Origin of the sequence: Nonomuraea composti (assembly GCF_012034275.1) — a bacterium.
Taxonomy (GTDB): Bacteria; Actinomycetota; Actinomycetes; order Streptosporangiales; family Streptosporangiaceae; genus Nonomuraea; species Nonomuraea composti.
This window is the reverse complement of sequence record NZ_JAATEP010000021.1, coordinates 135,177-148,206: the sequence shown is the minus strand read 5'-3', so window position 1 is coordinate 148,206 and position 13,030 is coordinate 135,177. Positions and strand designations below refer to the sequence as shown.

Here is a 13,030-nt window from a genome sequence, read left to right as displayed (position 1 = left end):
TGCCTCCTGAGGGGTCCCTCCAAGGTTACGGCCCGCGCCGGGCCGATTTCAGGCGTAGTCGAGTGCGTCGGTGAGCCGGTCGACGACGGGGAGCCCGGTTTCTTCCAGTTCGGCCCTGGTGGTCATGCCGCCGGTGTAGAGGACCGCCCTGGCGCCGACGTGGCGGGCGGCGAGCCCGTCGTCGACGCTGTCGCCGATGACGAGGATCTCGCCGGGGTCGACGCCGATGGCCTGGATGTGGGCGGTCATGTGGGCGGCCTTCTCGCCGCCGGTGGCTCCGGTGAGGCCGTCGATGCGGGTGAAGTGCCGCGTGATGCCGAACGACTCGACCTTGGGCACCAGGTGCTGGTGCGGGGCCATGGAGCAGAGCGACTGCGTGCCCGTCCAGGTGGAGAGGATGACTTCGGCGCCGGCGGCGAGCTCGCACACGTCGCAGAGCCGGAAGTAGTGCTCGTGGAACCCGTCGTCGAGCTGCTCCCACTCGCCCTCGTTGAGCGGGCGGCCGAGCAGGCGCTCGTAGGCCACCCAGATGGGGCGGGTGAAGACGGCGCGGAAGCCGTCGAGGGTGAGCTCGGGCAGCGCGTACGGCTTGAAGATCGCGTTGGTGGCTTGGACCACGGCTTCGGAGTCGTGGAAGAGCGTGCCGTTCCAATCCCAGATGATGTGCTTCGTCATGTCACTTCCAGCCTAGAGGGCCGGTGTGACAATCCGATGAACCAGGGGCTGCGACGGCGCCGCCGCAGCCCCTCGCGCTCGTTTATTTGCAGGCCTTGCCCGTGGTGCCCTGGCCGTTCTGGCCGCCGTTGCCGCCGCCCCACTGGACGCTGGTGCTGCCCCAGGCGCACATGTCCTTGGCCCAGAGCATGTCGCCCCAGTGGCGGCCGCCGTTGCCGGCCTTGAACCGGAACGAGTCGGACCGGCCGTCGGCGGTGTAGAGGTTGATGGTGCCGTGGACGGACGTGGCGGTCCTGACCTCGACCCAGTTGGTCTGGCACTTGCCGGACCACATGAGCTTGATCGTGCCGACCTCCCCGTTGGCCCGGCTGTTGATCTTGGCGGTCTTCACGACCCTGGCCGAGTTGCCGCAGCCCGACCGGTAGGGGTCCTGGTGGTCATATGGCTTGCGCGCGGCCGCCTGGGCCTGCGCGGGCGCCAGCGCCAGGAGAGCCACCGCACCTACAGCGATCGCTGCGACTCGACGCATCACGTGGAACCGACTCCTTCTGTCAGACAATTCGTGCTGGGTCGTGACCCTAGCGAGATCCGGCTAGGCACTGTGAAGGACCACGCCCGTCCGTAATAGCACCGTTATGAACGCAGCAGGTCAGGGATCTCCTGGGTCGCGTACCACATGAGCTCGTGCGCCTCCGCGCCGTCGACGGTGAACCGGGCGTCGTCGTCGCCCTCGTCGGAGGCGGGCAGCGCGGCGATGGCGGCCTCGATGTCGGGTACGGCGTACTCGTCGTCGATGTGCACGGCGGCCACCTTGGCCAGCGGGATCGGCTCGGCGAGGCGGACGCGGGCGCGGTCCTCCAGGTTGGTGCCGACGGTGGCGGAGCGCTCGGGCACCTCGGCGGCGACGACGACCCGGCGCGGCGCCCCCTTGCCGCCCTCGCCGCGTTCGGCGGCCAGCATGCGCAGGGAGGCGCGGGCGGCGTCGGTGAGCGCGACGTATTCGAGCTCCTCGGTGTCGCCCGAGGCGTACCACTCGATCAGGGCGGGCGTCACCGCATAGCCGGTCAGCGGGGCGGGGCCCAGCTCTCCCGCCTCGACCGCCGCGGCCAGGGCCGCAAGAGTGCACGGCAGATAGACGCGCATGACGTACCTTTCCAACGCGGTGGGAGTGCCTGCCTCACCAGGCATCGCCACCCTACTCATAGTGCCTGGTCACCACGGCGTCGGCGGGTCACTTCCGCAACGTGAGCCGCAGGAGGTTCTCCAGCTCGGCGATGGTGCCGGCCGCGTCGCGGTGGTGGATCCCCGCGATGCCGAGCTCGCGGGCGGCGAGGATGTTGGCCTCGATGTCGTCGATGAACACGCACTGCTCGCCGGCCAGGCCGATCCGGGCGAGCGCGTGCTCGAAAATGCGGCGTTCGGGCTTGCGCATGCCGACCTCGCCGGAGATCACGACGGCGTCGAAGATCTCGTCCCAGTCGTCGCGGGGGTAGGTGTTGGACCAGGAGTTGGACAGCAGGCAGGTCTTGACGCCGTTGCCGCGTACGTCGCGCAGCATGTCGTACATGGCCTCGACCCGGTCGAAGCCGGCGAACATGCGCTCCAGCAGCCCTTCGGCGACCGGCGGGACGCCGTCGACGGTGAGCAGCCGGGCGGCGAGGTCGCGTTCGAAGGCGGCGCCCTCGATCTCGCCTCTTTCGAGCGCGTGGACCAGGCTCTCCCCGTCGCCGCCCCGGTAGGCGTGGTCGATCATCTCGCGCATCACGGCGTGGTAGCGCTCGGCGTCGATCCTGTCGGCCGCGATCCATCGGGCGATGGAGTCGGAGAGGCTGGTCGTCAGGACGCCGCCCCAGTCGATGAGCACACCCGTAACCATCGTTCTAGGGTAGAGCGTCACGCTTATGACTTTTACCCGGGTAGACCCATTTATAAAGGGATAAAACCCTATAAAAGGGGTGTCCTGAATCGCCGGTTAAGGTGTCCTTCCAGCGTAAGTCGCTACCCAGAAGGGACCGCCGTGCGGACGACGATCCTGATCACCTCCCCTGAAGAGTGGACCGCTCCGGGCTCCGAACTCTTCCAGTTCGCCCCCATCATCCCGGGCGGGCCGGAATGGTTCACCAAACCGGTCCCCATCGCCCTCCTGAGCTCGGTCATCGCCATCGCCGTGTGCTGGGCCGCGTTCGCCAAGCCGAAGATCGTGCCGCAGGGCTGGCAGAGCCTCGGCGAGTACGCCTACGACTTCGTACGCGACCAGATCGCCCGGCCCAACCTCGGCAAGGACACCGACCGCTGGATGGGCCTGCTCCTGACGATCTTCCTGACCGTCCTCATCTGGAACCTGATGGGCGTCATCCCGTTCATCCAGTTCCCCATCGCCGCGCACATCGCCTTCCCGGCCGTCCTGGCCGTCTCGGTGTACGTCATCAAGGTCTACCTCGGCGTCCGCCATCACGGCGTGCGCGGCTACCTGCGCGGCGTGATCCACCTGGAGGGCCTGCCGGGCTGGGCGTACGGCATCTACGCCCCGCTCATCCTCGCCGAAGTGTTCCTTACCTCGCTGTTCACCCACTTCATCCGGTTGTTCGCGAACATGTTCGCAGGCCACCTGCTGGTGGCGTTCTTCAGCTCGGTGGGGTTCTGGTTCCTGTTCGAGCAGCTCTCTCCGCTGGGCGCGCCGCTGGGCGTGCTCGGCGTGGCGGTGACCGTCCTGATCACCGCCTTCGAGATGTTCATCCAGTTCCTTCAGGCGTTCCTGTTCGCCATGCTCGCCGCGATGTACATCGCGAGCGGCCTGCACGGCTCGCACTAGTCACTCCGTCAATCACGGACGCGGGCGGCCAGCTTGCGGTGCTCGGACGAGCGCAGCACCTCGGCCGCCCGCTCCGCCGACGCCACGGGCGCCTCGGTCAGCAGCCCCCTGGCCTGCTTGAGCGTGAGCAGCCGGGTGACCGACTGGTCGAGGCGCGCCTTCGAGATGCGGCCCGACTTCACCGCCGCCAGCACCGCGTCGTACGCCTTGGGCAGGTCGTTCGGCATGAGCAGCAGGTCGGCCCCGGCGAGCACGGCCCGCACCGCGATCTCCCCGTCGTTGTACTTCTTGCGCACCCCGGCCATGTTGAGCGCGTCGGTCGAGACGACGCCCTTGAACCCGAGCTTGTCCCGCAGCAGCCCCGTCAGGATGGGCTTGGACAGCGTCGCCGGGTCGCCCGACGGGTCCAGCTTGGGGAAGACGAGGTGGGCGCTCATGACGACGTCCACCCCGGCGCCGATCGCGGCCTTGAACGGCGGCGCGTCGATGCGCTCCCACTCCGACCTGGAATGCCTGATCACCGGCAGCCCGGTGTGGCTGTCGACGGTGGTGTCGCCGTGCCCGGGGAAGTGCTTGGCGGCGGCGGCGATCTTCGCGTCGCCGAACCCCTTGACCGCCGCGGCCACCATCTTGGCCACCTTCTGCGGGTCGTCGCCGAACGCGCGGCGGCCGATGACGGGGTTGCGCGGGTTGACGTTCACGTCGGCGACGGGGGCGAAGTCGAGGTTGACGCCGAGCGCGCGCAGCTCCTCGCCGGTCGCCTTCGCCACCTCCCTCGACAGCGCGGTGTCCTTGGTCGCGCCGATCTCGGCCGCGCCGGGGAAGTCGGTCATGAGGGCGGACATCCTGGAGACCAGGCCGTTCTCCTGGTCGGTGCCGACCAGCAGCGGCACCTCCTTCGACGCCCGCTGCAGGCCGTTGGTCAGGCCGACGACCTGGCCGACGCTCTTGACGTTCTGCGGGAACAGGATCACGCCGCCCAGGTGGTACTTCTCGATCACCTTGGCCGGGGTCCGGGCGGCGTATCTCGCCTGGTTCTCGCCGGAGACCGTGTCGGCGGCGGTGCCGTACAGGACGGGCATGAAGAGCTGGCCGACCTTCTCCTCGACGCTCAGCCCGGCCAGCACGCGCGCCACCGCGCTCTGCTGGGCGGGCGTCGTCGCCGGGGCCGCCGGCGTGGTCTGCGCGGGCGGGGCGGCCTTGCCTCCGGTCGGCTCCACCTCCGCCGAGCCGCCGCCACCGCCGCACGCGGTGAGCGCGATCACCAGGAGTCCTGTCGTACCGATCCGCCTCAGCATGACTCCAAAGGTATCCAGCCGACGACCCCTCCGTGGCCCGCTACAGCCCCAGCCGGTCGAGCCCCGGCAGGTGGGCGCGGGCCGCCGCCCGCGCGTCGGCCGCCGACGACGGTGCCCGTGCCGCCTCGGCCGCCGCCTCGCACTGCTCCATCGTGTGCGCGGCGAGCCCGGCGCGTACGGCGGCCAGCGCGGAGGGCGCCATCGACAACGTCGAGACCCCCATGCCGACCAGCACGCAGGCCAGCGCGGGATCGGCCGCGGCCTCGCCGCAGACCCCGCACGGCTTGCCGGCCCGCGCCGCGGCGACGGCGGTGGCGGCGATCAGGTCGAGCAGGGCGGGCTGCCACGGGTCGTGCATCGCGCTGACGGCGCCGAGCTGGCGGTCGGCGGCGAAGGAGTACTGGCTCAGGTCGTTGGTGCCGATCGAGACGAAGTCGACCACGGCGAGCAGGTCGGCGGCCCGCAGCGCGGCGGACGGGATCTCGATCATCACGCCGACGTCGGTCAGCCCCTTGTCGCGGCACTCCCGGGCGAACCAGGCGGCCTCCTCGGCCGTGGCCACCATCGGCGCCATCACCGACGCGCCGCCGGCCGCCGCCACGGCGCCGAGCTGCACGTCCATCACCTCGGGGTACCGCGCGAACCGGCGCAGGCCCCGCTCCCCGAGCGCCGGGTTCGGCTCCGTGGCCGCGGGCAGGAACGCCAGCGGCTTGTCCGCGCCGCCGTCCAGCGTGCGCACCACCACCCTGCCTCCGGGGAACGCCTCCAGCGCCGCCCGGTAGGCGTGCTCCTGCTCCTCGGCGGAGGGCGGCTCGGGCCGGTCGAGGAAGAGGAACTCGGTGCGGTACAGGCCGATGCCCTCCGCCCCGGCGGCCACGGCGGCGTCGAGCTCGGCCGGGCCGCCCACGTTGGCCAGCAGCGGCACGGGATGCCCGTCGGCGGTGCCGCCCGGCCCCGTCCAGGTCGCGAGCGCGGCCTGCCGGGCGGTCGCGGCGCCGACCGCGTGGGCCACGTCGGACGCGGCCGGCTCCAGCCGCACCTCTCCCGAGGTGCCGTCCACCATCACCGGCACGCCCGGCGGGATGCGCGTGGCACCCGGGCAGGCCACGACGGCGGGCACGCCCATCGACCTGGCCATGATCGCGGTGTGGCTGGTGGGGCCGCCCTCCTCGGTGACGAACGCGACCACGTCGTCCCTGGACAGCAGCGCCGTGTCGGCGGGCGCGAGATCCCGGGCGACCAGCACGTACGGCTCCTCGGGCGCCACCGGCAGCCCCGGCATCGCCTGCCCGTTGAGCAGCGCGATCACCCGGTCCCTGATGTCGCCGAGGTCGGCGGCCCGCTCGCCCAGATACCCGCCGGACCCCGTCAGCACGTCGCGGTACTTCGTGAACGCCTCGAAGACCGCCCTGGGGGCGGCCAGGCCGCGGTCGATCAGCGATCGCACCTTCACGACGAGCCCGGGGTCCTCGGCCATCAGCGCCTGGGCCTTGAGTATCTCCTCGGCCTCGCCGCCCGCCTGGTTGCCGCGGGCCTCCAGCTCGCCCGCGACCTGCGTGAGCGCGGCCATCGCGCGCTCCTTCTCCCGCTCCGCCTCACCGGTGTAGGTGGCGCCCTCGGGGGGTTCGGGCACGGAGACGGTCAGGACGTAAGAGGGGCCGTGCCCGATGCCCGGGCTGACCCCCACCCCCCGGAGGTTCATGGCGTACTGGCGATCTTCGCCAGCTCGTCGAGCACCTCGTCGGCGCCCTCACCCTCCGCGCTGATCACCACGGACTCGCCCTGACGGACGTCGAGCGCCATGATCGCGAGGATGCTCTTGCCGTTGACCGGACCACCGCCGTGGGTCTTCGCCACCGTGATGTCCATCGGGGCCAGCTTGGCCCGCTGGACGAACGTCGCCGCGGGACGGGCGTGCAGCCCTACCTCCGCCGCCACGGTGACCTTGCGCTCACCCATCTTGCTGCTCCTCCTTCTCGAGCCGGTCCAGACCGGCCGGACCTTCGTCTGTCATCGCGGTAAACACGGGCAACCCGTTCATTGTGCCGGGTGCGGCCCGTCTCGGGCGAACGGCCGCTATCCCCACCTGAAAAGCTCATCCCCGACGTGCACCGCCCCCTCAGCTACCCCCGTCAGCTCCTCCGAAAGCGCGTCGAGCGCCACGACGGGGCAGACGGGCGAGCGGCCGCCCGCCTCGATGGCCGACGGGTCCCACGCCACCACCGGCTGCCCGGCGCTCACCCTGTCGCCCTCAGCGGCCAGGAGCTGGAAGCCGGCCCCCTTGAGCTGGACCGTGTCGATGCCCAGATGCACCAGCACGCCCTTGCCGTCGTCTCCCACGATGACGTACGCGTGCGGGTGCAGCTTCATTATCTTTCCCGCTATGGGGGCCACGGCCTTGCCTGGCCCCCTCAGCGGGTCGATCGCCGTTCCCGGCCCGACCATGCCCGCGGAGAACACCGGATCGGGCACGGCCGCCAACCCCACAGCCGTCCCCTCCATCGGGGCGAGAACAGTCGTCATGGTCTCGCCTTCAGCCGATGACATCCTCGATGTCGCTGGCGATCGTGTCCGCCTCCGGCCCGACGACGACCTGCACCACGTTGCCGGCGGCCATCACGCCGTGCGCGCCGGCCGCCTTGAGCGCCGCCTGGTTCACCTTCGAGGCGTCGCGCACCTCCGTCCGCAGGCGGGTGATGCAGGGCTCTATCTCGATGATGTTGTCGGCGCCGCCCAGCGCGGCGATGATCGCGTTCACGTCCGCCGCCATCGGGTCCTCCCTAGGATTAGCACTCTGACCAGGCTAGATCAGTCGGTCTGGGTGACCTTGTTCAGGCCGCGCGGCGCGTCGGGGTCGATGCCGAGCCTGCGGGCCAGCGCCTCGGTGAGCAGCTGCCCGGGAACGATCAGGCCCATCGGGGCCAGCCACTCGGGCAGGTCGGGGCCGTTCAGCGCGGCCGTGCCCGCCTGCGCGAGCGCCGTGCCCCCGCCGATCGTGTACGCCGCCGCGCCCGCGGCCACCACCCGCTCGGCCAGCGCGATCGTCCCCTGGAGGGTCGGGCTGTGCTCGGCGGCCACCAGCAGCGCCGGCGTGTCGGCGTCCACCACGGCGATGGGGCCGTGCAGCAGGTCGGCGTACGACAGGCCCATGGCGTGCAGGTAGCAGGCCTCCTTGAGCTTGAGCGCGGTCTCCAGCGCGGTCGAGAACGCCAGGCCGCGCCCGGACACGACCACGCCCGGCTTGTCCGCGAGCCCCTCGACGACGGCCTCGATGTCGCCGGGCTCCGCGATCAGCTTCTCCACCGCGTCGGGCACCCGCCGCAGCTCGTCGGCGTCGACGTCGGCGCCCAGCCCGATCGCGAGCACGGCCAGCGCGGCGAGCTGCGTCGTGTACGTCTTCGTCGCGGGCACGGCCTTCTCCTCGCCCGCCACCGTGCACAGGGCCACGTCGGCGGCCTGCGCCAGCGGGCTGTCCGCGCCGCCGTTCGTGACGCCGACGGTGCGCGCCCCGCAGTCCTTCGCCCAGGCCAGCGTCTCGACGATCTCCTCGGTGCGGCCCGACTGCGAGATGGCCACGGCCAGCACGCCGTCGAGGTCGAGCTTGCGCTTGTACGTGGTCGCGATCGACGGGGCGGCCAGCGCGGACAGGCGTCCGGCGTGCGATTCCACCAGGTAACGCCCGTACACTGCTGCGTTGTCGGAGGTGCCGCGCGCGATGAACAGCAACTGGCGGGTCCGCTCGCCCATGGCCTGGATCTCGCCGATCTTGGGGAGCAGGGAGTCGAGCGTGGCCCGCAGCGCGGTCGGCTGCTCGGCGATCTCGCTGCGCATCTTGGTGGTCATCTTCGGCTCATCCCTCGGGTCATTACGGTTCAGACTTGACCGTCTTTCGCGACATGTGGTCTAGTCCGGACTAGACCAGTACGAACCATAGCCCATGGCCCAGAGAGAGACGAGGGGAGGATCCGTGGCGCACATCGATCCGGACAGCCCGGTGCCCAAGTACTTCCAGCTTCGCGAGATCCTGCTGGACCTCATCGACAGCGACGAGTTCGGCATCGGCGCGGCCATCCCGTCCGAGCGCGAGCTCTGCCAGCGCTTCGGCCTGTCCAGGATGACCGTGCGGCAGGCCGTCGACCACCTCGTGTCCGAAGGCCGGCTGCACCGGGTGCCCGGCAAGGGCACGTTCGTCGCCCGGCCGAAGATCGAGCTGGCGCTCCAGCTCACGTCGTTCACCGACGACATGCGGGCGCGCGGCATGATCCCCGGCTCCCGCGACCTCGATCGCCGCATCGTGCGGGCCAGCGCCCACCTGGCCAAGGAGCTGGGCATCCCGCCGGGCGAGGAGGTGCACTTCATCGAGCGCCTGCGCACCGCCGACGGCGAGCCGCTGTCCATCGAACGGGCCCACATCCCGGTCAAGCTCGCCCCCGACCTCGCCGACCACGACCTGTCCGACCGGTCCCTGTACGAGCTGCTGGAGCGGCGCTACGGGCTCGTCATGGACGCCGGGGAGCTGGCCATCGACGGCGGCATCGCCGACCCGAGCGACGCCGACCTGCTGAAGCTGCCGCGCGGCGGGGCCGTGCTGCTGCTGCAGCGCCGGTCGTTCTCCGGCGGGGTCTGCGCGGAGCTGGGCGTGTCCACCTACCGCGCCGACCGCTACCAGCTGCGCACCAGCCTCGAAATGCCCTCCAGGCGCGGCTGAGGCCGCACCCCTGACGCCCCACCGGACCAGGCCGAGCCGGGTGTGGCGCCCCTCCATGACTCCCGGCACTTCCACGCCTCGGAGGACCGCCCGGTGAACGAGCACGCGAACGAGCACGCGAATGAGCACGCTCCCGAACCCGCGCTTCCACAGGCGAACGAACCCGTGAACGAGACCTCTCCAGCCACCGCCGCCCGGCCCTCGCCGTTCGCTCGCGTGATGACCGTGCTCCAGCGGCTCGGCCGCTCCCTCATGCTGCCCATCGCCGCCCTGCCCGCCGCCGCCCTGCTGCAACGCTTCGGCCAGCCCGACATGCTCGGCTCCAACGGCGCCGAGCCGGGCGGCCTGGCCGACGTCGCCGGGATGGCCTGGATGAACGAGGTCGCCCACGTGCTGGCCGCCGCCGGGGCGGCCCTGTTCGACAACCTGCCGCTGCTGTTCGCCGTCGGCGTCGCGATCGGCTTCGCCCGCAAGTCCGACGGCTCCACCGCGCTGGCCGCCGTGGTCGGCTACCTCGTCTTCGACCGCGTCACCAAGGCCATGTTCTTCGGCTCCGACATCAAGGACACCGTCGCCGTCAAGGTCGTCGAGCCCCACGGCATCAGGGAGATCGTCGACAACGGCATCCAGAACCCCACGAAGGTGCTCGGCGGCATCGTCATCGGCCTGGTCGCGGCGCTCCTGTGGCAGCGCTTCCACCGCATCAAGCTGCCGTCCTGGCTGGCCTTCTTCGGCGGCCGGCGCTTCGTGCCCATCATCACCTCCATCGTGGCCCTGCTCATGGGCGTGGTCTTCGGCTGGCTGTGGCCGGTGATCGGCGAGTGGATCCGCCACGCCGGCGAGGCCCTGGCCGCCATCGGCCCCGTCGGCACCGGCATCTACGGCCTGATCAACCGCCTGCTCATCCCGCTCGGCCTGCACCACTTCGTCAACTCCGTCGTCTGGTACGTGGTGCCGCAGTGCGACGTCGGCGGCCAGGTGCTCGGCGGGGACTGGAACTGCTACTTCGCCGGCGCCCCGCACTCCGGCCAGTTCATGGCGGGGTTCTTCCCCGTCATGATGTTCGCCCTGCCGGCCGCCGCCCTGGCCATGTGGCGGGCCGCCCCCGCGCACCGGCGCGCCACCGTGGGCGGCATCATGCTGTCGGCGGCGCTGGCCTCGTTCGTCACGGGCATCACGGAGCCGATCGAGTTCGCGTTCATCTTCGTGGCGCCGCTGCTGCTGGTCGTGCACGCCATCCTGACGGGCCTGGCGATGGCGCTGACCACGCTGATCGGCGGGCAGCTCGGCTTCGGCTTCTCCGCCGGCCTGCTCGACCTGCTCCTGAACGCCAGCAAGTCCAACACCGAGAACCTGCCCGGCATCCTGGCCCTGGGCCTGGTCTACGGCGTGATCTACTACGTCGTGTTCACGTTCCTGATCCGCCGGCTCGACATCATGACGCCAGGACGCGAACCCGAGCCCGATCTCGACTCAGGCGAGACCTAGGCGCGGGTTCCCGGCGATCGAGCCCAGGGTAGTAAGGGTGCGAACCCCCACGTAACCGCGCACGTGGGGGGTGACCGTGCAGGACCAGGCCCCGCCGCCGTCCCGCCTGTCGTCGGCCTTCTCCGTGCTGCAACGCATCGGCCGCTCGCTCATGATGCCGATCGCGGTGCTGCCCGCCGCCGGGCTGCTCTACCGCTTCGGCCAGGACGACCTGCTCGGCGCCGACGGCCTCGGCGGGACGCTCCCCTGGCTCCTGCCCGTGGCCAACGTCATGGCGGCGGCGGGCGGCGCCCTGTTCGACAACCTGCCGCTGCTGTTCGCCGTCGGCGTCGCGATCGGCTTCGCCCGCAAGTCCGACGGCTCCACCGCGCTCGCGGCCCTGGTCGGCTACCTCGTCTTCGACCACGTCACCAAGATCCTCTTCTTCGACGCCGGGCACGGCGCCGTCCACGACAAGGTCACCGTGCTCCTCCAGCGCGGCGTCCCCGCCCTCGACCGGGGCGCCCCGAACCCCACCGGCGTCCTCGGCGGCATCCTCGTCGGCCTCACGGCCGCCCTCCTCTGGCAGCGCTTCCACCGCGTCAAGCCGCCGTCCTGGCTGGCCTTCTTCGGCGGACGCCGCTCCGTCCCGATCATCACCGCCGTGGCCGCCCTGCTCCTCGGCGTGCTGTTCGGCCTCGCGTGGCGGCCGGTCGGCGACTGGCTCGCGCAGGCGGGCGACTGGCTCTCGGCCCACGGCACGGCCGGGACCGGCATCTACGGGATGGCCAACCGCCTGCTCATCCCCATCGGCCTGCACCACGTGCTCAACACGATCGTCTGGTTCACCCTGCCCGAGTGCCACGCGGGCGTGAACGGCGCCACCCGGGACGCGGCCGGCGACCTCAACTGCTACTTCGCCGGCGAGCAAGGGGCCGGCATCTTCATGACGGGCTTCTTCCCCGTCATGATGTTCGGCCTGCTGGGGGCCGCGCTGGCGATGTGGCGGGCCGCCCCTCCCGAACGCAGGAAACCCGTCGGCGGCATCCTGCTCTCGGCCGGGCTGACGGCCTTCGTCACGGGCATCACGGAGCCGCTGGAGTTCGCGTTCATCTTCGTCGCGCCCGCCCTCTTCGCCGCCCATGCCCTGCTGACCGGCCTGTCCATGGCCCTGATGGCCGCGCTCGGCGCCCGGCTCGGCTTCACCTTTTCCGGCGGCGCCATCGACCTGCTCCTGAACGCCAGCAAGTCCAACACGCACGGCCTCGGCTGGATCATCGCGTTCGGACTGGCGTACCTGCTGCTCTACTACGCGCTGTTCACCGTGCTGATCCGCCGGCTCGACCTCCCGACCCCCGGCCGCGAGCCCTAAACCCTTCCCACCCCCGGCCGAAACCCCTCCGGCCCGCCCGACATTCTCCACAAGAATGGATGATTTTCGCCGCCCGGCACACAAGTCGGCGCCCTTTGTATTCCTGAGCCCAGCCGAAAACTCCTTATATCAACTCTTTTTTCGACGCAGAGCATCGGAGGAGCCCATGTCCCCGGAGATCGGGATCGACGGCGCGCTGGCCCTGGCCCCCTTGACGTGGGGGCCGCCAGGCGCCCAACCGGACGAGCGCAAGCTGCGCCACCTGACCCAGGCCCTGGCAGAGGTGCTGGCCGGCCGCCGCCCGCCCCAGATCCTGGCGGACCGATTCACCGACCGCGCCTACCAGGCCCTGGTCCGCGCGGGCCAAATGATACACGCCAACAGGCCGCCGTTCACCGGGAGCGTCCATATGAAGCAGCCCCGGGACGGCGCCATCGAAATGTGCGCGCTCGTCCACTGCGGCGACCGCAACCACGTGCTCGCCCTCCGCCTGGAACGCCACGGCAGCCAATGGCTGTGCACCGAATTCGAAACGGCATGATCAACACCGAAATCCCGGCCGCCGCCGCACCCTCTTTCGGCCTGTGACCACACTCGCCCGGGCGGCGGCAGCACACTGGAACCGCCGGCGACCTCGGTAACGAGCAGCGCCCGTGTCCACTCGATGCCCTCGAGTGGACACGGGCGCGTAGACCCGG

15 protein-coding genes are annotated in these 13,030 nt (G+C 70.9%); 5 read left to right on the top strand and 10 right to left on the bottom strand.

The window, feature by feature from the left end; translation table 11 throughout:
* Positions 1 to 48: 48 nt before the first annotated feature.
* From HCN51_RS28220 to HCN51_RS28205, 4 genes are all read right to left on the bottom strand, one after another.
* Complete coding sequence (locus HCN51_RS28220; protein WP_168013233.1) at positions 49 to 675, bottom strand: HAD family hydrolase; 627 nt, start codon at positions 673 to 675, stop codon at positions 49 to 51.
* Between the two features lie 82 nt (positions 676 to 757).
* Positions 758 to 1,204, bottom strand: a complete 447-nt coding sequence (locus HCN51_RS28215) for a DUF2690 domain-containing protein (protein WP_168013231.1) — start codon at positions 1,202 to 1,204, stop codon at positions 758 to 760.
* Positions 1,205 to 1,308: 104 nt separating this feature from the next.
* On the bottom strand, positions 1,309 to 1,818 hold the full coding sequence (locus HCN51_RS28210) for a DUF6912 family protein (RefSeq protein WP_080042841.1): 510 nt from the start codon (positions 1,816 to 1,818) through the stop codon (positions 1,309 to 1,311).
* An 88-nt stretch (positions 1,819 to 1,906) separates the two neighbouring features.
* A complete protein-coding gene (locus HCN51_RS28205; protein WP_168013229.1) occupies positions 1,907 to 2,551 on the bottom strand; it encodes an HAD family hydrolase in 645 nt (214 codons plus the stop codon).
* Positions 2,552 to 2,692: 141 nt separating this feature from the next.
* Here HCN51_RS28205 and atpB point away from each other — a divergent pair, with 141 nt between their 5' ends.
* Complete coding sequence (gene atpB, locus HCN51_RS28200; RefSeq protein ID WP_168013227.1) at positions 2,693 to 3,487, top strand: F0F1 ATP synthase subunit A; 795 nt, start codon at positions 2,693 to 2,695, stop codon at positions 3,485 to 3,487.
* An 8-nt stretch (positions 3,488 to 3,495) separates the two neighbouring features.
* On the opposite strand, the gene HCN51_RS28195 is transcribed toward atpB, so the two are convergent.
* The 6 genes from HCN51_RS28195 to HCN51_RS28170 form a co-directional block, all read right to left on the bottom strand.
* Positions 3,496 to 4,785 carry a glycoside hydrolase family 3 protein gene (locus HCN51_RS28195; protein ID WP_168013225.1) on the bottom strand — a complete coding sequence of 430 codons (1,290 nt, stop codon included), beginning with the start codon at positions 4,783 to 4,785 and terminating at the stop codon, positions 3,496 to 3,498.
* A 40-nt stretch (positions 4,786 to 4,825) separates the two neighbouring features.
* The gene (ptsP, locus tag HCN51_RS28190; protein ID WP_168013223.1) at positions 4,826 to 6,487 is read right to left on the bottom strand and encodes a phosphoenolpyruvate--protein phosphotransferase; all 1,662 of its coding nucleotides are present in this window, start codon (positions 6,485 to 6,487) and stop codon (positions 4,826 to 4,828) included.
* A complete protein-coding gene (locus HCN51_RS28185; protein ID WP_080042846.1) occupies positions 6,484 to 6,744 on the bottom strand; it encodes an HPr family phosphocarrier protein in 261 nt (86 codons plus the stop codon). The genes ptsP and HCN51_RS28185 overlap by 4 nt, the downstream gene beginning before the upstream one ends.
* A gap of 117 nt (positions 6,745 to 6,861) precedes the next feature.
* Complete coding sequence (locus HCN51_RS28180; protein WP_080042847.1) at positions 6,862 to 7,308, bottom strand: PTS sugar transporter subunit IIA; 447 nt, start codon at positions 7,306 to 7,308, stop codon at positions 6,862 to 6,864.
* A gap of 10 nt (positions 7,309 to 7,318) precedes the next feature.
* Positions 7,319 to 7,555 carry a PTS sugar transporter subunit IIB gene (locus HCN51_RS28175; protein ID WP_080042848.1) on the bottom strand — a complete coding sequence of 79 codons (237 nt, stop codon included), beginning with the start codon at positions 7,553 to 7,555 and terminating at the stop codon, positions 7,319 to 7,321.
* 38 nt (positions 7,556 to 7,593) lie between these two features.
* A complete protein-coding gene (locus HCN51_RS28170; protein ID WP_080042849.1) occupies positions 7,594 to 8,628 on the bottom strand; it encodes an SIS domain-containing protein in 1,035 nt (344 codons plus the stop codon).
* A gap of 124 nt (positions 8,629 to 8,752) precedes the next feature.
* Between HCN51_RS28170 and HCN51_RS28165 the strand changes: the two genes are divergently transcribed.
* The 4 genes from HCN51_RS28165 to HCN51_RS28150 all read left to right on the top strand — a co-directional run bounded on the left by HCN51_RS28165 (position 8,753) and on the right by HCN51_RS28150 (position 12,873).
* On the top strand, positions 8,753 to 9,493 hold the full coding sequence (locus tag HCN51_RS28165; protein ID WP_346433826.1) for a GntR family transcriptional regulator: 741 nt from the start codon (positions 8,753 to 8,755) through the stop codon (positions 9,491 to 9,493).
* 219 nt (positions 9,494 to 9,712) lie between these two features.
* Complete coding sequence (locus tag HCN51_RS28160; RefSeq protein ID WP_168013218.1) at positions 9,713 to 10,981, top strand: PTS transporter subunit EIIC; 1,269 nt, start codon at positions 9,713 to 9,715, stop codon at positions 10,979 to 10,981.
* Positions 10,982 to 11,057: 76 nt separating this feature from the next.
* Positions 11,058 to 12,332 (top strand): PTS transporter subunit EIIC, encoded by a 1,275-nt coding sequence (locus tag HCN51_RS28155; RefSeq protein ID WP_346433825.1) that lies wholly within the window; start codon positions 11,058 to 11,060, stop codon positions 12,330 to 12,332.
* A gap of 166 nt (positions 12,333 to 12,498) precedes the next feature.
* On the top strand, positions 12,499 to 12,873 hold the full coding sequence (locus HCN51_RS28150) for an Rv3235 family protein (protein WP_168013216.1): 375 nt from the start codon (positions 12,499 to 12,501) through the stop codon (positions 12,871 to 12,873).
* Positions 12,874 to 13,030 lie beyond the last annotated feature (157 nt).

Bases quoted from the DNA above. Each gene is read 5' to 3' on its own strand.
- HCN51_RS28220 (WP_168013233.1), bottom strand. From the start codon at position 675: ATGACGAAGCACATCATCTGGGATTGGAACGGCACGCTCTTCCACGAC.
- HCN51_RS28215 (WP_168013231.1), bottom strand. From the start codon at position 1,204: ATGCGTCGAGTCGCAGCGATCGCTGTAGGTGCGGTGGCTCTCCTGGCG.
- HCN51_RS28210 (WP_080042841.1), bottom strand. From the start codon at position 1,818: ATGCGCGTCTATCTGCCGTGCACTCTTGCGGCCCTGGCCGCGGCGGTC.
- HCN51_RS28205 (WP_168013229.1), bottom strand. From the start codon at position 2,551: ATGGTTACGGGTGTGCTCATCGACTGGGGCGGCGTCCTGACGACCAGC.
- HCN51_RS28195 (WP_168013225.1), bottom strand. From the start codon at position 4,785: ATGCTGAGGCGGATCGGTACGACAGGACTCCTGGTGATCGCGCTCACC.
- ptsP (WP_168013223.1), bottom strand. From the start codon at position 6,487: ATGAACCTCCGGGGGGTGGGGGTCAGCCCGGGCATCGGGCACGGCCCC.
- HCN51_RS28185 (WP_080042846.1), bottom strand. From the start codon at position 6,744: ATGGGTGAGCGCAAGGTCACCGTGGCGGCGGAGGTAGGGCTGCACGCC.
- HCN51_RS28180 (WP_080042847.1), bottom strand. From the start codon at position 7,308: ATGACGACTGTTCTCGCCCCGATGGAGGGGACGGCTGTGGGGTTGGCG.
- HCN51_RS28175 (WP_080042848.1), bottom strand. From the start codon at position 7,555: ATGGCGGCGGACGTGAACGCGATCATCGCCGCGCTGGGCGGCGCCGAC.
- HCN51_RS28170 (WP_080042849.1), bottom strand. From the start codon at position 8,628: ATGACCACCAAGATGCGCAGCGAGATCGCCGAGCAGCCGACCGCGCTG.
- HCN51_RS28160 (WP_168013218.1), top strand. From the start codon at position 9,713: ATGACCGTGCTCCAGCGGCTCGGCCGCTCCCTCATGCTGCCCATCGCC.
- HCN51_RS28150 (WP_168013216.1), top strand. From the start codon at position 12,499: ATGTCCCCGGAGATCGGGATCGACGGCGCGCTGGCCCTGGCCCCCTTG.